This is a genomic window from Pseudarthrobacter sp. NPDC092419 (genome assembly GCF_044755045.1).
In the GTDB taxonomy this organism is placed as follows: Bacteria; Actinomycetota; Actinomycetes; order Actinomycetales; family Micrococcaceae; genus Arthrobacter.
The window spans coordinates 66,137-83,151 of sequence record NZ_JBIVQF010000001.1 but is presented as its reverse complement, the minus strand read 5'-3'; the positions used below and the strand labels follow the sequence as shown (position 1 = coordinate 83,151).

General features: G+C 65.9%; 17 protein-coding genes. 13 read left to right on the top strand and 4 right to left on the bottom strand.

Annotated features, from left to right (window positions below):
• The first annotated feature begins 48 nt into the window (after positions 1 to 48).
• Positions 49 to 489 carry a thioredoxin gene (gene trxA / locus ACIQC0_RS00400; RefSeq protein WP_400532165.1) on the top strand — a complete coding sequence of 147 codons (441 nt, stop codon included), beginning with the start codon at positions 49 to 51 and terminating at the stop codon, positions 487 to 489.
• A 29-nt stretch (positions 490 to 518) separates the two neighbouring features.
• Here trxA and ACIQC0_RS00395 read toward each other — a convergent pair whose 3' ends face one another.
• Positions 519 to 1,685 carry a pyridoxal phosphate-dependent aminotransferase gene (locus tag ACIQC0_RS00395; protein WP_400532164.1) on the bottom strand — a complete coding sequence of 389 codons (1,167 nt, stop codon included), beginning with the start codon at positions 1,683 to 1,685 and terminating at the stop codon, positions 519 to 521.
• A 63-nt stretch (positions 1,686 to 1,748) separates the two neighbouring features.
• On the opposite strand from ACIQC0_RS00395, the gene truB reads away from it, so the two are divergent.
• The 12 genes from truB (at position 1,749) to ACIQC0_RS00335 (ending at position 13,453) form a co-directional block, all read left to right on the top strand.
• On the top strand, positions 1,749 to 2,693 hold the full coding sequence (truB, locus tag ACIQC0_RS00390) for a tRNA pseudouridine(55) synthase TruB (protein ID WP_400532163.1): 945 nt from the start codon (positions 1,749 to 1,751) through the stop codon (positions 2,691 to 2,693).
• Between the two features lie 2 nt (positions 2,694 to 2,695).
• Positions 2,696 to 3,049, top strand: coding sequence for a hypothetical protein (locus tag ACIQC0_RS00385; protein WP_377215488.1), 354 nt, complete (start codon positions 2,696 to 2,698; stop codon positions 3,047 to 3,049).
• Between the two features lie 19 nt (positions 3,050 to 3,068).
• The gene (locus ACIQC0_RS00380; protein WP_400532577.1) at positions 3,069 to 3,512 is read left to right on the top strand and encodes a hypothetical protein; all 444 of its coding nucleotides are present in this window, start codon (positions 3,069 to 3,071) and stop codon (positions 3,510 to 3,512) included.
• Positions 3,513 to 3,692: 180 nt separating this feature from the next.
• Entirely contained in the window at positions 3,693 to 4,724 is a 1,032-nt protein-coding gene (locus ACIQC0_RS00375) for a TerC family protein (protein ID WP_400532162.1), read from the top strand.
• A 22-nt stretch (positions 4,725 to 4,746) separates the two neighbouring features.
• Positions 4,747 to 5,112: a helix-turn-helix transcriptional regulator gene (locus ACIQC0_RS00370; protein WP_400532161.1), complete on the top strand. Its 366-nt coding sequence runs from the start codon at positions 4,747 to 4,749 to the stop codon at positions 5,110 to 5,112.
• 121 nt (positions 5,113 to 5,233) lie between these two features.
• Positions 5,234 to 6,217: a bifunctional riboflavin kinase/FAD synthetase gene (locus tag ACIQC0_RS00365; protein WP_377215492.1), complete on the top strand. Its 984-nt coding sequence runs from the start codon at positions 5,234 to 5,236 to the stop codon at positions 6,215 to 6,217.
• A 111-nt stretch (positions 6,218 to 6,328) separates the two neighbouring features.
• Complete coding sequence (gene kynA, locus ACIQC0_RS00360) at positions 6,329 to 7,183, top strand: tryptophan 2,3-dioxygenase (RefSeq protein ID WP_377215493.1); 855 nt, start codon at positions 6,329 to 6,331, stop codon at positions 7,181 to 7,183.
• Positions 7,180 to 8,439, top strand: coding sequence for a kynureninase (kynU, locus tag ACIQC0_RS00355; RefSeq protein ID WP_400532160.1), 1,260 nt, complete (start codon positions 7,180 to 7,182; stop codon positions 8,437 to 8,439). Before kynA ends, kynU begins: the two co-directional genes overlap by 4 nt.
• Before the next feature lie 206 nt (positions 8,440 to 8,645).
• Entirely contained in the window at positions 8,646 to 8,915 is a 270-nt protein-coding gene (gene rpsO / locus ACIQC0_RS00350; protein WP_377215495.1) for a 30S ribosomal protein S15, read from the top strand.
• Positions 8,916 to 9,156: 241 nt separating this feature from the next.
• The gene (locus ACIQC0_RS00345) at positions 9,157 to 11,415 is read left to right on the top strand and encodes a polyribonucleotide nucleotidyltransferase (protein WP_377215521.1); all 2,259 of its coding nucleotides are present in this window, start codon (positions 9,157 to 9,159) and stop codon (positions 11,413 to 11,415) included.
• Positions 11,416 to 11,527: 112 nt separating this feature from the next.
• The gene (locus ACIQC0_RS00340; protein ID WP_377215496.1) at positions 11,528 to 12,871 is read left to right on the top strand and encodes a M16 family metallopeptidase; all 1,344 of its coding nucleotides are present in this window, start codon (positions 11,528 to 11,530) and stop codon (positions 12,869 to 12,871) included.
• Between the two features lie 96 nt (positions 12,872 to 12,967).
• A complete protein-coding gene (locus ACIQC0_RS00335) occupies positions 12,968 to 13,453 on the top strand; it encodes a DUF1579 family protein (RefSeq protein ID WP_377215497.1) in 486 nt (161 codons plus the stop codon).
• A gap of 58 nt (positions 13,454 to 13,511) precedes the next feature.
• On the opposite strand, the gene ACIQC0_RS00330 is transcribed toward ACIQC0_RS00335, so the two are convergent.
• The 3 genes from ACIQC0_RS00330 to moaA form a co-directional block, all read right to left on the bottom strand.
• Positions 13,512 to 15,338, bottom strand: coding sequence for a DUF222 domain-containing protein (locus ACIQC0_RS00330; RefSeq protein WP_400532159.1), 1,827 nt, complete (start codon positions 15,336 to 15,338; stop codon positions 13,512 to 13,514).
• Positions 15,339 to 15,538: 200 nt separating this feature from the next.
• The gene (locus tag ACIQC0_RS00325; protein WP_400532158.1) at positions 15,539 to 15,805 is read right to left on the bottom strand and encodes a MoaD/ThiS family protein; all 267 of its coding nucleotides are present in this window, start codon (positions 15,803 to 15,805) and stop codon (positions 15,539 to 15,541) included.
• A gap of 8 nt (positions 15,806 to 15,813) precedes the next feature.
• Complete coding sequence (gene moaA, locus ACIQC0_RS00320; protein WP_377217067.1) at positions 15,814 to 16,959, bottom strand: GTP 3',8-cyclase MoaA; 1,146 nt, start codon at positions 16,957 to 16,959, stop codon at positions 15,814 to 15,816.
• Positions 16,960 to 17,015: the final 56 nt, after the last annotated feature.

Here is a 17,015-nt window from a genome sequence, read left to right as displayed (position 1 = left end):
CCGCTACTGGTCCGGGCTTTCCTGTGCTGTCATGGCTAGGATCTAGCTATGACGGCTGCATCCTTGATCACCTGCCCCTCCTGCGGCAAGACCAACCGCATTCCCGCTGCGGCTCCGGGGCGGCCCCGCTGCGGCAACTGCAAGGCGGATCTTCCGTGGATCGTGGATGCAGGGGACGCGGATTTCGCGGATGTGGCCGAACAGTCGCCGGTTCCCGTGCTGGTGGATTTCTGGGCGGAGTGGTGCGGGCCGTGCCGGATGGTGAGCCCGGCGCTGGACAAGCTGGCCAGGGAGCAGCCCGGCAGGATCAAGCTCGTCAAGGTGGACGTGGACAAGGCCCCCGGCCTCTCGCACAGGTTCGATGTCCAGGCCATCCCCACGCTGATGGTGATGGTGGACGGCGCAGTGATTGAGCGGCAGGCCGGCGCGGCACCGGCCCAGGCCCTGCGGTCATGGCTGGCCGCGGCACTGGCCAAAGCAGGCAGGTAGTTCAGCGCCGAGCCAAGGCGCCGGGACCGTCAGTCCCGTGCCGGCAGGCGCGACAGCCCTTCGAGGAGTTCGTCTTTCCGCCCGCACAATGCGATGCGCACCCAGCCTTCGCCGATGGATCCGAATGCCGTGCCGGGGGCCAGCGCCACGCCGGAGTCGTTCAGGAAGCGCCGCACCCAGCCGCGCACATCCCCTCCGCTGGCATGGGACACGTCCGCCCACAGGTAGAAGGCGCCTTCCGCGGTCAGGTAGGGGATGCCCTTCGCGTCGAGGGCGGCGGAGGCTGCGTCCCGGTTCTCCCGGTAATGCTGGTGCGCCTCCCGTACGTAGTCCTGGGGTCCGGTGAGCGCGGCCAGGGCTGCATACTGCGACGGGGATGCCACGCAGGAAACGATCGACTCCATCACGTTGTCCATCTTCTGCTCCAGGCCCGGAGGGCAGATCAGCGCGCCGATCCGGAGGCCCGTGAGCCCGTACGTTTTGGAGAGTGTCAACGACGTGAACACGCGCGCGTCACCCGGCGTGCCGCCGTCGTACTTTGCCGGGCTTACGTGCGGAACGTCGTAAGTAAAGGCCTCGTAGCACTCATCGGAGATGATCCACAGATCGTGCCGCCGGGCCAGCTCCACCAGCTCGCGGGTCATGTCCTCGCTGAGCACGGCGCCCAGGGGATTCGACGGCGAGTTCAGCACCAGCACGCGCGTGCGCTCCGTAATCAGCGCCTCGATGTCCGCGGTCCGCGGCTGGAACGAATGCTCCGGATACAGCGGATAGCCCACGGGCACGGCGTTGAGCAGCCGGCTGGTCATGGCAAAGGTGGGGTAGCCCGGGTTGGGAATGAGGATTTCATCGCCGGGGGAGAGCAGCAGGCTCATGGCGAAATGCAGGCCCTGCTGGGCTCCGTCCACCACGTAGACGCGGTCCGCGCCGATGCCCGTTTCCCCGTTCAACCCGGTGCGTTCCCGGAACCTCGCCGCAAATGCCTCCCGTAGTGCCGGAAGGCCCGCATTGGGCGTGTAGTTGGTTTCGTCCCGGTCCAGGCACGCCATGCCTGCCTCCAGGACGTGGCGGGGAAGCGGAAAGCCCGGTTCGCCAATGCTGAGAACCAGGGCGCCGGGGGTGCGCCACGCAGCTTCGGTGATCTCGCGGATCTGGTTGACGGGCACGTCGCGGACATGGGCGGCAAGCTCAGGCATGCCTGCCATCCTAGCCGCCCACCGGTGGGCGGGGCGCGCGGCGTCGCCCATATACTGGGAAGCGTGCTTTCTGGACTGGTGATAGTGGACAAACCGCAGGGATGGACCAGCCACGATGTGGTTGGCCGGATGCGGCGGATCGCCGGCACCCGGAAAGTGGGCCACGCCGGGACCCTTGATCCCATGGCCACCGGCGTCCTGGTAGTGGGTATCAACAAGGCCACCCGCCTGCTTACCTACATCGTGGGCACGACGAAGACCTATACGGCCACCATCCGGCTGGGCCAGTCAACAGTTACGGACGACGCCGAGGGCGAGGTTACCGCCTCGGCCTCCGCCTCCGCCGTGGCTGAGCAGGCAATTTACGACGGCGTGGCGGCCCTCACCGGTGAAATCCAACAGGTGCCCAGCAGCGTCAGTGCCATTAAGGTCAACGGTGAACGGGCCTATGCGCGCGTGCGCTCGGGGGAAGACGTCAAGCTCGCCGCCCGCCCGGTCACCATCCACCGCTTCGAGGTGCACTCCATCCGCCGTCCGGCCGGGACCGACGTGGTCGACCTGGATGTCACCGTCGAGTGTTCTTCCGGTACCTACATCCGGGCGTTGGCCCGGGATCTGGGCACCGCCCTGGGCGTCGGCGGGCACCTGACGGCACTGCGCCGCACGCACGTGGGCCCCTATTCGCTGGACCAGGCCCGGACCCTGGAGCAGCTGGCTGAGGAGCTCAGCGTCCTGGACATTGCAGACGCGGCCCGCGCACTCATGCCAATCCGCGAGCTTACGGCCGAGGAGACCACGGAGATTTCCTTCGGCCGGCGCATCGCCTCCGGCGCCCCGGCCGGAAGCACCTCCGCTGCGACCGCTGACCATCCGGCTGCCGCGTTCGCCCCGGACGGTAGCCTCGTGGCGCTGCTGGCAGACAGCGGTAGCCATGCCAAGCCAGTGCTGGTGTTCGCGCCGGGGACCGGTTCAGGTACCGCCGCCACCTCCGCGGCCGGAGAGGCCTGAGCGTGGACGCGTATTTCTACATCATTCTGGTGGTCGGGCTGCTGTCCACGGGCATCTGCCTGGCGGCCGGCATCATGAAGAAGGCCCCGAACGACATCACCATCCTGTCGGTGGCCGCCGTCGAACTTGCCCTCCTGGTCTACCTGGTGGGCTCGATCGTGCGGGTCATCGCCGGTGAGCCGATCGCGGGGGAGGCATGGGAATTCTGGGGCTACCTGGTGACGGCGCTGCTGCTGCCGCCCGCCGCAGTGTACTGGTCCATCCTCGAACGGACCCGCTGGAGCAACTTTGTACTCGCCGCGGTGGGCGTGACTGCACTGGTCATGGCCGCCCGCATGAACCAGATCTGGTACTGAAGTGGAAGAATCATCCATCGTGAAAGAGAAGTCCGGGACGGCAGCTGCCGCAGCGAACACCCGCAACACCGGTCCCGGCCGGCTCCTGATCGCGGTCTACGCGATTTTCGCGATCTCCGCGTCCGCCCGGGCCGCTTATCAGATCCTCACCAAGTTTTCCGAGGCGCCTCTGGCATACCTGCTCTCTGCCTTCGCGGCCCTCGTATATGTAGTGGCCACCGTTTCCCTCGCAAAGTCCGGACGGACCTGGTTCAAAGTGTCGCTGGCCGCGGTGCTGGTGGAGCTGGTGGGCGTACTGGTAGTGGGTGCCCTGAGCATCTTCGATGCGGTGCAATTCCCGCATGAAACCGTATGGTCGATGTTCGGCCGAGGCTACGGCTTTGTGCCGCTGGTGCTGCCAATCCTTGGGCTGGCCTGGCTTTACCGGCGGCGTCCCCGGGGCGCGGTGCCTGCTGCGGGCTGAGTGCCCTGTTTGTTGTCTCGACACATGAAATATGCTTCACTGTTTTGTGTGGAGGGGAGTATCCCCCGAATGCTTCGTCGTCAATCCGACCGCCCCTGAGCGGTCCGGCGGGGCAGGCTCCGGCGGAGCCGGGAAAGACCTCCGGTTGGTATATATCTGACTGGAAGCGGGTTTCCCCTGATGAATGTTCCTTTATGGGCCTGGCTGGCCGTACTTCTCTTCATGGTCCTGATGCTTGCACTTGACCTTTTTGCCCATCGCAAGGCCCATGTGATTGGGGTGCGGGAGGCCGCATTGTGGTCCGTGGTCTGGGTCGCTTTTGGCGTAGGTTTTGGCGTACTGGTGTGGAAGGTCTACGGGGCGGAGTTTGGCCAGCAATATTTTGCCGGCTACCTGATCGAGAAGTCCCTCGCGGTGGATAACGTCTTTATCTGGGCCATTATTTTTACCTACTTTGCGGTGCCCCGGGAATACCAGCACCGCGTCTTGTTTTTCGGCGTTCTGGGCGCACTGCTGTTCCGCGGCATCTTCATTGCCGGCGGCGCCGCCATCATCACCAGCGCGGAGTGGGTGTTGTATATTTTTGCGGCATTCCTGCTTGTCACCGGCTTCCGGATGGTCCGGCACCGGGACGACCTGCTGGACCCCGAAAAATCCCGGGCGCTGAAGCTCTTCCGCCGCCACGTTCCCATGACCAATGACTTCCACGGGCAACGTTTCCTGATCCGGCGCCGGGGAGTCCTTCTGGCCACCCCACTGCTCGCAGTTCTGGTCCTCGTGGAGGCCACGGATATCGTCTTCGCCGTGGACTCCATCCCAGCGATCTTCGCCGTTACCGATGAGGTCTTCCTGGTCTTCACCGCGAACGCGTTTGCCATCCTGGGACTACGCGCCATGTACTTCCTGCTGGCCGACCTTATCCACCGGTTCGTCTACCTGAAGACCGGCCTGGCGCTTGTCCTGATCTGGGTGGGCATCAAGATGTTCCTGAAGATCGACGTCTACTACATCCCCACCCCGGTTTCCCTGGCGGTTATCGTCACCATCCTCCTCGTGGCCGTGGCAGCAAGCCTGTGGGCAACCCGGGGCCAGGGCCGCCGGCCGCTTCCCGCGCCGGAGGGTGCACCGTTCGGGACAGCATCCCCCGAAGAGATGGCAGCCCTTGAACCGTTGTGGCGCCGCCGGGAACCATGCAGGACCAACCATCCATGACCCCGAAAACAACGGAGCATCCATGACAGCTGAAAATTCCATCGACAGCGGCCATGACGCTCCACGTCCAGGCGGGCACACCCGGCCCGCCTGGACGTTCCTGACCAACCACGGGCATGTCCTGCTGTCTGTGGCACGGTACCCGGACATCCGCGTAACCGACATCGCCGAGCACGTGGGCATCACCACCCGTGCGGCCCTGCAGATCCTCAAGGACCTTGAAGAGGGCGGGTATCTGCAACGGTCAAGGGTGGGGCGCAGGACGCATTACATCATCCGGCCCCATCAGCATTTCCGGCATCCCTCGACGGCTGCGCAGGAAGTGGACGGGCTCATCAGCCTCTTTACCGGGCCCCTGCCGGGCGGCAGCGCGGCGGGGGAGCAGTAACAGCCCTGCCCACGGCTTTCCCGGCGTCCTGGCAAACCCTCGAATGCAGGTAATCTTAGAGAGTTCCGCGGCCGGTACCGGGCCCGAACATTGATACTTGCAAGCTGTTAAGGCGAGGGTGATGGTCTACATCTGGAACGATCCGGCCGAGGTCCCGGCGGACTTTGGCCCTTCCGTGGTCACCTTCGGAAACTTCGACGGCGTCCACAGGGGTCACCAGCAGGTGCTGTCCCAGCTGATCCGCTCAGCCCGCCTCTCCGGCGCCAAATCGGTGGCCGTCACCTTTGATCCACACCCTGCCGTGATCCACCGCCCCGAGGCTGCGCCGGAAATGATCATGGGATTGCCGGACAAGCTGGAAGCCTTGGGCGAACTGGGCCTTGATGCCGTGCTGGTCATGAAGTACTCGCTGGACCTGGCCAGCCTGACCCCGGAGGAGTTCGTCCGGCAGTACCTGGTGGACTGCCTCCACGCGAGCCAGGTGGTGATCGGCCACGATGCCCGCTTCGGCCGCGGCAACTCCGGCGACCTGGACACCATGAAGGAGCTCGGCGGGAAGTTCGGCTTCGACGTTCAGGTCATCAGCGAATTCGGTTCAGAGGGCTACCCTCTGCACGAGGACGACGGCAAGGACCGCCGCTGTTCCTCCACCTGGGTGCGCGAGGCGTTGCGCGAGGGCGACGTGGCCACCGCCGCTGCGGTCCTGGGCAGGCCGCACCGGATGCGGGGCGAGGTAGTGCACGGCGCCGCCCGCGGACGTGCGCTGGGCTTTCCCACCGCCAACCTTTCCCCGGATGCCTCCGGGCTGATCCCCGCGGACGGCATCTACGCCGGCTGGTTGGTGGACCAGGCCGGAAAGCGCTGGCCCGCAGCCATTTCGGTAGGTTCCAATCCCACGTTCGACGGCGTCAGCCGTCAGGTCGAGGCGCACGTTATTGACCGGCCCAAGGAAGCCGTGGAGGACTTCGATCTCTACGGCCAGACAGTAGTGGTGGAATTCGTCTCCCGGCTGCGGGGGATGGTGGCCTATCGTGGGCCGGAAGCGCTCGTTGAGCAAATGCGGCTGGACGTTGTCCAGACGCACGATCTGTTACGCAGCCACTAGCCGGGCACCCCGCAGGTTGCGACGCTGCCGTCCCGCCGCCAACCGGCCGGGCGGCTGTTCCGCCCCCACCGCCCGGCACCAGAACTGCCGGCCAGACAGGAAGGCCCGCCAGTGCCAGTGGAGAAGAACACCCGGAAGCTGGAGAAGGGGATCGTCCGCGATTTCAGTTCCCGGATGAGCTATTCGTCCTATCTGCAGCTGCCAACGCTGCTGAGCGCACAGCAGCCGGTGAGCGAACCCGAGCACCACGACGAACTGCTGTTCATCATCCAGCACCAGACCACGGAGCTGTGGCTGAAGCTGGTGCTCCACGAGTTGCGCAGCGCCGCGGCGTGGCTCCGCGCGGACGACCTCGGCTCCGCGCTGAAGGGCATTGCCCGCGTCAAGCACATCCAGAAGACACTGACCGAACAATGGTCAGTCCTGGCCACGCTGACCCCCACGGAGTATTCGCAGTTCCGGGGGTTCCTGGGCAACTCTTCGGGGTTCCAGTCAGCGCAGTACCGTGCCGTGGAGTTCGTCCTGGGCAACAAGAACCGCAAGATGCTGGACGTTTTTGAATCAGACCCGGAGTCGCACGTGATGCTCGCGGAGCTACTTGGCTCGCCCAGCATCTACGACGAGTTCCTGGCCTACCTTTCCAGACAGGGCCTCGCCGTGCCGGCATCGGTCCTGGAGCGCGACGTGACCCGGGCCCACGAGTTCACTCCGGAACTGGTCCCGCTGTTCAAGCACATCTACGAGCACGCTGCGGACAACTGGGGCGCGTATGAGGCGTGCGAGGAACTCGTGGACCTCGAGGACAACTTCCAGTTGTGGCGCTTCCGGCACCTGCGGACCGTCCAGCGGACCATCGGCATGAAGAGCGGAACCGGCGGGTCCAGCGGTGTCGCTTTCCTCCAGAAGGCCCTGGAGCTGACGTTCTTCCCGGAACTTTTCGCTGTCAGGACGGAGATCGGACAATGAGCATCCAGCAGGAAATTGACAGCATGCCAGCCGCAGGCGAACTCCGGCTTCGCGCTGCGGAACTCGATGCCCGCGATCCCCTGGCCCCCTATCGGCAGCACTTTATCGGCACCGATTCTCCGCTGTCCTACCTGGACGGCAATTCCCTGGGCCGGCCGCTGAAGCGTACCGCCGAGGATGTCGCTGCGTTCATCACGGACCAGTGGGGCGGACGGCTGATCCGCGGCTGGGACGAGCAGTGGCTCGAGCTGCCACGGGCCATTGGTGACCAGCTTGGCCGGGCGGTGCTGGGGGCCGCGCCCGGCCAGACGATCATTGCCGACTCCACCACCGTGGTCCTCTACAAGCTGATCCGCGCAGCCCTTGCGGCAGTGAACGACCCCGGCCGCAACGAAATCCTCCTGGACACCGAGAACTTCCCCACGGACCGCTACCTGGTGGAAGGTATCGCACGCGAGGAAGGTCTGACCCTTCGCTGGATCCAGCCCGACCCTGCCGGCGGGGTGACCGTTGACCAGGTGCGCCAGGCAGCGGGGCCGCGCACCGCCGTCGTACTCCTGAGCCAGGTGGCTTATCGCTCAGCGCACCTCGCCGACCTCCCCGCCATCACGGCAGCAGTGCACGACGCCGGCGCCCTGGTGGTGTGGGACCTGTGCCATTCCGCGGGATCGGTGGAGATCGGGCTGGACGACGCCGGCGTGGATTTCGCGGCCGGGTGCACCTATAAGTACCTCAACGGCGGACCCGGTTCTCCAGCGTTCGCCTATGTGAACAGCCGGCATCTTGGCTCGCTGCGGCAGCCCATCTGGGGCTGGATGGGGCGCAAGGACGCCTTCGAAATGGCATCCGGCTATGAACCGGCGGAAGGAATCCGCGGGTTTCTCAGCGGCACTCCGGCCATCTTCGGAATGATCGCCATGCAGGGCACGCTGGACCTGATCGAGGAAGCATCGATGGCCGCCATCCGGGAGAAGTCGCTCCGGCTCACCGGATTCGCGGTGAAGCTTTTTGATGCGTGGCTGGCCCCTTTGGGCGCCGAGCTGGCCTCTCCGCGCGACCCGTCCGGGCGTGGCAGCCACATCACCGTGGACCATCCGGACTTCGCCAAGGCCACGGTGGCCGGGCTGTGGGACGAGGATGTCATTCCGGATTTCCGGGCCCCGCACGGCATCCGGGTAGGCCTGTCTCCCCTCAGTACCAGCTTCGGGGAGGTCCTGCAGGGAATGGCCGCGATCCGGGCGGAACTCGCCGGCTGAACGGTTGCCGAATGAACCGCCGGCCTGCAGCCTTTTCGACAAGATTGGCACGCGGCCGGTAAACTGGGCGATGGATCCGGCTGCAGTCCGTGGCGGCTGGTTCCTGCCATGTTCGGGAAACCCTGATTTGTTCGGGAAACCTGCGCGGGCAGACCCGGCAGTGATTTTCTGACCGGGCCCTCACGGCACATTTTCTAGGAGTTATTGTGGCACTTGACGCCGCTGTAAAGCAGTCCATCATCAAGGAATACGCAACCGGCGAAGGCGACACCGGTTCGCCCGAGGTCCAGGTTGCAGTCCTGACCCAGCGGATCAAGGATCTGACTGAGCACATGAAGGCGCACAAGCACGACTACCACACCCAGCGCGGTCTGCTGGCCATGGTTGGTCGCCGCAAGCGCATGCTGAGCTACCTCAAGAAGACTGACATCGCACGCTACCGTTCGCTCATCGAGCGCCTCGGCCTGCGCCGCTAGTCGGACTTAGGGGCGGCCCATTCCAACCACGGAACGGGCCGCCTTCTTCAAACCAAAACTAAACAGGAGGATCAACCGCATCACGCATTCGCGGTCCTCGGTAGTGATCCCCGGGAACGGCTTCCATGCGAAGCCCCGGCCCGTGGGTCTCGATCGATGACCGGGTGCAGGGCCAGTAGACAGATGCTGGGCTGGGTTGATGCGGCTGGACTTCCGTAAAACAGAAACGGAGGTGACTCTCTTGGAGGGTCCCGAAATCCAGTTCTCAGAAGCCGTCATTGACAATGGCCGCTTCGGCAAGCGTGTAATCCGCTTTGAAACCGGCCGCCTTGCCAAGCAGGCAGCCGGCGCAGCGATGGTGTACATCGACGAAGACACCGCGCTGCTGTCCGCCACCACCGCCGGCAAGCACCCGCGCGAGGGCTTTGACTTCTTCCCGCTGACGGTTGACGTTGAAGAGCGCATGTACGCCGCCGGCCGCATCCCGGGCTCGTTCTTCCGCCGCGAAGGACGTCCATCCACCGAAGCCATCCTGGCCTGCCGCCTCATGGACCGCCCGCTGCGCCCCGCCTTCATCAAGGGCCTGCGCAACGAGGTCCAGATCGTGGTCACCGTCCTGGCCATCAACCCGGACGAGCTGTACGACGTCGTTGCCATCAACGCCTCCTCCATGTCCACCCAGCTTTCGGGCCTGCCCTTCTCCGGCCCCATCGGCGGCGTGCGCGTTGCCCTGGTGGCAGACGAGAACGGCTCCCAGTGGGTGGCGTTCCCGAAGCACTCCCAGCTGGAGAACTCCGTCTTCAACATGGTGGTTGCCGGCCGCGTTGCCGGTGACGACGTCGCCATCATGATGGTAGAAGCAGAAGCCACGGACAACTCGTGGAACCTCATCAAGGAACAGGGCGCCACTGCCCCCACCGAAGAGGTCGTTTCCGAGGGCCTCGAGGCTGCCAAGCCGTTCATCAAGGCCCTCTGCGACGCCCAGGCCGACCTGGCCGCACGCGCTGCCAAGCCCACCGTCGAGTTCCCGGTCTTCCTGGACTACGAGGACGATGCTTACGCAGCCGTCGAGTCTGCTGCAGGCGAGAAGCTGGCTGCAGTGTTCCAGATCGCTGACAAGCAGGAGCGCGACAACGCTTCCGACGCACTCAAGGACGAGGTCCTCGCGTCCCTGGCCGGCCAGTTCGAAGGCCGCGAGAAGGAACTGTCCGCTGCATTCCGGTCGGTCACCAAGCATGTTGTGCGCCAGCGCATCCTTAAGGAACAGATCCGCATCGACGGCCGTGGCCTGACGGACATCCGCCAGCTCACTGCCGAAGTTGAGGTCCTGCCGCGTGTTCACGGTTCGGCCATCTTCGAACGCGGCGAGACCCAGATCATGGGTGTCACCACGCTGAACATGCTCAAGATGGAACAGCAGATTGACTCGCTGTCTCCGGTCACGCGCAAGCGGTACATGCACAACTACAACTTCCCGCCGTACTCCACCGGCGAGACCGGCCGCGTGGGTTCGCCCAAGCGCCGCGAAATCGGCCACGGTGCCTTGGCTGAGCGCGCCCTCGTGCCCGTCCTGCCGTCCCGCGAGGAATTTCCCTACGCCATCCGTCAGGTATCCGAGGCCCTCGGTTCCAACGGTTCGACGTCGATGGGTTCCGTCTGCGCCTCCACCCTGTCCATGCTGAACGCCGGTGTGCCGCTGAAGGCCGCCGTTGCCGGTATCGCCATGGGCCTGGTGTCCGACCAGGTTGACGGCCAGACCCGTTACGCGGCGCTCACCGATATCCTCGGCGCCGAAGACGCCTTCGGCGACATGGACTTCAAGGTGGCAGGTACCTCCGAGTTCGTCACGGCCATCCAGCTGGACACCAAGCTCGACGGGATCCCCGCATCGGTCCTGGCTGCAGCACTGAAGCAGGCCCGCGAAGCCCGCCTGCACATCCTGGATGTCATCAACTCGGCCATCGACACCCCGGACGAGCTCTCCGAGTTCGCACCGCGCGTCATCGCCGTGAAGATCCCCGTGGACAAGATCGGCGAGGTCATCGGCCCCAAGGGCAAGATGATCAACCAGATCCAGGAAGATACCGGCGCCGACATCTCCATCGAGGACGACGGCACCGTCTACATTGGCGCTACCGACGGTCCGTCTGCAGATGCAGCACGCTCCGCCATCAACGCCATTGCCAACCCGCAGGTTCCGGAAATCGGCGAGCGCTACCTGGGCACGGTCGTCAAGACCACCACCTTCGGTGCCTTCGTGTCCCTGACCCCGGGCAAGGACGGCCTGCTGCACATCTCCGAGCTCCGCAAGCTGGCCAACGGCAAGCGCGTGGACAACGTGGATGACGTTGTGTCCGTCGGCCAGAAGGTCCAGGTGGAAATCACCAAGATCGACGACCGCGGAAAGCTCTCGCTGGCACCGGTTGTTGCCGAGGAAGAGGGCGCAGCCGACGCTGAGCGCGCGCACTCCACCGAACCGGCGGAAGGCGCTGACGCCTAGTCAGCTCCGGGCTCCGGCCTAAGCATGAATCGGCGGGGCCGGTGGGTGATCCACCGGCCCCGCCGCTGTTACGATGGCAGCCAGATCCGGCTGCCCCTCCTGAAAGGCCTCAATGACTGTTGTACCCCTGCCGCTTGAGCAGAACCACCGCGGCGACACCCTGGTCCACGGCTCCGACGGCGGCTCCGAAGTCCGCCGCTCCGTGCTGCCCGGGGGAGTGCGGGTACTGACCGAAGCGATGCCTGGGCAGCGTTCAGCCACCATCGGCTTCTGGGTTGGTGTTGGCTCCCGGGACGAGGCCCCGGGGCAGCACGGCTCCACCCACTTCCTGGAGCACCTGCTGTTCAAGGGAACCAAGCGCCGCACGGCGCTTGAAATCGCTTCCGCCTTCGATGAAGTCGGCGGGGAGTCCAACGCGGCTACTGCCAAGGAAAGCACCTGCTACTTTGCGCGGGTCCTGGATACGGACCTGCCGATGGCAATCGACGTGATTGCCGACATGATCACCGGTGCAGTGATCGACCCCGCCGAGATGGAGCAGGAACGCGACGTCATCCTGGAGGAAATCGCGATGGACAGCGATGATCCCACCGACGTTGCCCACGAACACTTTGTGGCCGCCGTCCTCGGCAGCCACCCGTTGGGCCGCCCCATCGGCGGCACACCGGACGCCATCCGCGCCGTGGCACGCGATTCGGTCTGGGACCATTACCAGCGCTACTACCGGCCTGACGAGCTGGTGATTACCGCCGCAGGCGGCCTGGAGCACGACGTCGTATGCGGCCTTGTGGTGGACGCGCTCGAGTCTGCCGGGTGGTCGCTGGAGTCCGACGCGGCACCCGTGGACCGCCGCCCTACAGACCGTGCACTGATTACCGGTACGGCCGGGCTCCACGTCGTGAAGCGGGCGGTGGAACAGGCCAACATCATTATGGGCTGCCCCACCATTGTGGCCACCGACGACCGCCGCTATGTCATGAGCGTGCTCAACGCCGTGCTCGGCGGCGGCATGTCCTCCAGGTTGTTCCAGGAGATCCGTGAGAAACGGGGCTTGGTCTATTCGACCTATTCCTTTGCGTCGTCGTACGCGGATGCCGGGTACTTCGGCATGTATGCCGGCTGCACTCCCTCCAAGGTGCGCCAGGTGCTGGAACTGCTGGGAGCCGAGCTGGACAAGCTGGCAGAACACGGCATTACGGAGGATGAGCTCCGCAAGGCAGTCGGCCAACTGTGTGGCGGAATCGTGTTGGCGCTCGAGGACACCGGCTCACGGATGTCGAGGCTGGGGCGTGCTGAACTCGTGTCCGGTGAATACCAGGACATCGACGAGACCCTTCGCCTGATCAAGGACGTCACGGTCCAGCAGGTCCAGGACCTCGCAGCCGAGCTTGCTGCCGCCCCCCGCACCGTCACCGTGGTGGGGCCCTTCGAGGAATCCGAAACCTTCGGACTCTGAGTGTAGTAACTGACTTTAGGTAACTAAGGACGTAGGGTACCGCCGGGCATAGGATGGGTTCATTCCCGCGAGTTGCCAGAAAAGGCGGAGCACACCGTGATCCCAGCCCGTTCGGACCACCCGTCCACGGCATTGGCCAGCCTCCTGGGGCACTGGCGAGGGAGCACCGATATCCCCGCCGGCCCCTGGGGACCCGCGCGCACTGTTGATGCCGAGCTGACATACCGACGGCTGGCCGGCGGCTTCGCAGTAGTGCAGACGTACCGGCATACCGAGGCCGACGGCAGCCACTATGAAGGACACGGCATCTTTACCCTGGATCCCCAGCATCAGGACGTCCTCTGGTACTACGTGGACACTGCCGGTCCGGTGCCGGACGGGCCCACCAGGTGCGTGGTCCACGACGGTGTCCTCCGGGTGGAACGGCGCAGCGACGGCGGCTCGACCCGGCACACGCTCAGCGTGGACGGCGACCTGTTGACCCATGTTGCGGAAATCCGCTCGGGAGCAGCGTCAGCCCTGCCGGAAGGCGGCGGTTACCGACCCCTGATGACGTCGCGCTACCGACGCGTGGCTGATTGACGCACCCTGGCCCGGCTGCGGCCGACCAACAGCGCGCTGGCACGGACCGGGCGAAACCCTAGGTTCCCGCGGGTTCAGGCATCCGCTCAAACAACCATGCCATGGGGTCTTCGGGGAGTGTGTCGGGGTAGTGGTAGGGGTAGGGGTAGGTGTCCCAGGCGGGGTGTGCCGGGTGGAGGTCGTGGTCGTCGATGAAGCCAGCGTTGATGGGCACGGTGTTAGTGGGTGCGGCGTTGATGGGCACCGCGGTGGTGGGCAGGTTGGTGGGTAGGTGGGGTCGGTGCCAGGGGTGGGGTTCGTTGTTGTAGTGGCGTCCGGTCGGTGAGGTCCAGCCTGGTGGTGTGGTTTTGGTTGCCGGGGTGGGGGTCCAGGTGCTGGCGTGTTTGAGCCGGTGGTGTTTGGGGCAGGGCTGGGCGAGGTTGCTGATGCCGGTGGTGCCGCCGTGGTGCCAGGCAGTGAGGTGGTCGGCGTCGTTGTCGAGGGAGTGGTTGGTGCAGCCCGGGAACGGGCATTTGGTGTCGCGGAGCCGGAGCCAGTTCCGCATGGCCTGCGGGATGCGGTAGCTGCTGCGGCCGATCTCCAACGGCGCCCCGTCGCGGGGATCGATGAGGACCCGGTAGAACGAGTCCGCCCCGTCGGCCAGGATTTCCCTTGCCATGGAGGCGGGGACGGGCCCGTATCCGTCCAGCTCTGCCGGTTCGTCCGTGAGCCCGAGGAGCGCGAACACCGGCACGGTCACCAGGACCTGCGCCCGCGGGACCGGCACCCGCGCCAACGCACCGTTACCGGCCAGCCCCTCACCGGCCGGCCCGGCTAGGTCAGCACCGGTATCAGCGGCAGCACGGGCGTCGGCATCATTCTCGGTCTTGGCGTCATGGCCCCTGGCTGAGGCGGCGGCCCCCGTTTTGACCTCGGTGGTGTTGGTGAGGAGGGCGGTGGCGAAGATGTCGGTCCGGAGTTGGGTGAGGGTCCGGGATTCGGTGGGGCCTTGGAGGGCGCGGGCGATCGCGGTGGTCCGGTTCCAGATCGCTTCGGCCTGGTGCGCGGGCAGGTAGGCGCTGAACCAGGACATCCCGTCCCGGTCCGCCGAGCATTCGATCCGGCGGTCCGCGACACCCTTCACATGCCGCTGCTCCAGCGTCTCCGGGTGATGGCGTTCACGCCAGGCCCGAACCCGGGACCGGAACCTCCCCGGCGTCAGATCCCCCGCAACACACGACCACACCCCACCAGGACCAACATCAAGGCCGGCAGGATCAGCAGAATCATCGGCGCCGGCGGCCTCAGCGGGGCCAGCGGCCTCGTCGGGAAGCGACGGTGTTGGGGTGAGGAAGTGGGTTTCGAGGGCTGTGGTCCCGGCAGGGGTGAGGCCGGTGGTTTCATCGCACGCGATGACCGCGTGGCGCCAGGAGATCGCCCCCGCCTCCAACGCACCCAACGCCAACGGCAGATCCGTGCACAGGGCCCGGGCGTGGGCCAGAAACAGGGCCGCGGCGCCGTCACTGATCCGCAGCAGGCACCCGATCTCGGCCCGGATGGACACCTCGAGCATCCCGGCAGCCTTCACCGCCGGCGGGGCGAGAGCCGTTTCGAGCTCCGCGAACCGGGCAGCAGCCCGGGCCTTCAACGCCGCCGCCTTCGCCTCAAGCCGGGCCGCTTCGGCCATCACCTCCAACAGGGCGTCGGCCTCGACCCGCATCGGATCAGCCCACCAATCCCGCACCCCACCGGCAGTATTCGCTTCGCCGGTAGAAGGAGCCGCGTCATCCGGGCCAGCGGGACCGGGTTCCGCGTGTTCGGCGGCCTGCCGGACCAGGGCATCCAGGCGCGCGGCGGAGCCCCCAACCGCCTCCACCGCCGCCCCGACACCCCCACCAAAACCCATACCCACATCATCCAACCCCGGTCCGACAATTTGAGCCGGAGCATCACGGAAAAACCTGTCCGCAGGATCGAAGGGCCATGCGTCCGAATCCCAAGACATAGGCGACCGGTCCCGGAACATAGGCCGAAGCGGACTGGAAGCGCGCCGTTACCCCGGAGCGCGCGTTCCCCCGGAGCGGGCCGTTACCGCCGCCCGGGCCGTTACCCGCCGGCGAAAGGAGGCAGCACGTCAACGACGTCGTCCGCCCCCAAAGCGGTGCTGTGATCCCGCACGGCAACTTCATTGCGCAGGAAGCTGCTGCGGGCCAGGATTCGAGGGAGAGGCGGCGTCCCGGCCGGCGGCGTGGCGCGTTCGACGGCCAGGATTGCGTCAAGGAGATCGGCCACTGTGGATCCGGCAGGAAGGTCGAAGCGTTCTTCTTCCAGCCCTGCAGCGGCGCGCGCGGCAGCGAAATAACGTACGTTCATGCGGTTGATCAGCCCCCGATGGCACTCATGCTGCGGTCCGGCTGGACGAAGTCCGGAGCGTCCAGTCCCACGTGGTCCATGCCGTGGGCCTTGGGCTTGAGCCACATCGCGTCCTGCCAGCGCCGTGCCAGTGCGGCGTCGTCGGCGCCGGAACGAAGCAGCCCCAAGAGGTCGAACTCTTCACGGGAGAACAGGCAGCTCATAATCTTCCCCTCGGCTGTGATCCGGGTCCGGCGGCAATCGGCGCAGAACGGCTCGGTCACGGAAGCGATGATCCCCACGGTCCCCAACACGGGACCCAAGGCGGCCCCCGCGTCACCGGAACACCCGGAAGCCGCCGCCCGCCGTCGTACCTCAAAGCGTTCGGCGGGTGCCCCATCGCGGGAGCGTGGATCAGGACTAAGGACGTAGTCCCGGGACAGAAGAGTGCGGATCTCGGCGGCGGTGATCATGTTGCGGCGGGTCCAGCCGTGGTCGGCGTCCAGCGGCATCTGCTCGATGAAGCGAAGCTCGTAGCCGCGGTCCAGCGCCCACGCGAGCAGGGAGGGAGCTTCGGCGTCATTGATTCCGCGCATCAGCACCGCGTTCAGCTTGACGGGCCCGAGCCCGGCGGCCCATGCGGCGTCCACCCCCGCAAGCACCTGGTCCAGGAAAGGCCGCCTGGTCAGTTGGGTGAAGGTCTCTTCGTGCAATGAATCGAGCGACACATTGATCCGCGTCAGTCCGGCCGCCTTGAGCGCTGCGGCCTTCTTCGCCAGCCCGACACCGTTGGTGGTCATGGAAATGGGGAGCGCAGGATGGTTGCGGCGCAGCGCGGCAATGATGTCTACGAGGTCGTGGCGCACCAGCGGTTCCCCGCCGGTCAGGCGCAGTTCGCGCACGCCGAGATGCTCCACGCCGATCCGCACGATCCGGACGATTTCCTCCGCCGACATCACCGCCTGCTTGGCCAGCCATTCGAGGCCCTCGGCAGGCATGCAGTAGGTGCAGCGCAGATTGCATTTGTCGGTGAGGGACAGCCGCATGTCCGTGGCACGGCGGCCATAGCGGTCCGCCAGGCCGTCCGGAGCGTCACCAGGCCTGGGGGCCGGTTCCGGCAGCGCCGGCCGTGAACCTTCCTCCCGGGGCTGCGGGATGCCTAACTGGACAGTCATGGTTTCAGGCTACGCCACGTTGGGTGGCCCATCACACATGACGCGGGCAGCGCTGG

Bases quoted from the DNA above. Each gene is read 5' to 3' on its own strand.
- trxA (WP_400532165.1), top strand. From the start codon at position 49: ATGACGGCTGCATCCTTGATCACCTGCCCCTCCTGCGGCAAGACCAAC.
- ACIQC0_RS00395 (WP_400532164.1), bottom strand. From the start codon at position 1,685: ATGCCTGAGCTTGCCGCCCATGTCCGCGACGTGCCCGTCAACCAGATC.
- ACIQC0_RS00375 (WP_400532162.1), top strand. From the start codon at position 3,693: ATGAATGTTCCTTTATGGGCCTGGCTGGCCGTACTTCTCTTCATGGTC.
- ACIQC0_RS00370 (WP_400532161.1), top strand. From the start codon at position 4,747: ATGACAGCTGAAAATTCCATCGACAGCGGCCATGACGCTCCACGTCCA.
- ACIQC0_RS00365 (WP_377215492.1), top strand. From the start codon at position 5,234: ATGGTCTACATCTGGAACGATCCGGCCGAGGTCCCGGCGGACTTTGGC.
- kynU (WP_400532160.1), top strand. From the start codon at position 7,180: ATGAGCATCCAGCAGGAAATTGACAGCATGCCAGCCGCAGGCGAACTC.
- ACIQC0_RS00340 (WP_377215496.1), top strand. From the start codon at position 11,528: ATGACTGTTGTACCCCTGCCGCTTGAGCAGAACCACCGCGGCGACACC.
- ACIQC0_RS00330 (WP_400532159.1), bottom strand. From the start codon at position 15,338: ATGGGTTTTGGTGGGGGTGTCGGGGCGGCGGTGGAGGCGGTTGGGGGC.
- ACIQC0_RS00325 (WP_400532158.1), bottom strand. From the start codon at position 15,805: ATGAACGTACGTTATTTCGCTGCCGCGCGCGCCGCTGCAGGGCTGGAA.
- moaA (WP_377217067.1), bottom strand. From the start codon at position 16,959: ATGACTGTCCAGTTAGGCATCCCGCAGCCCCGGGAGGAAGGTTCACGG.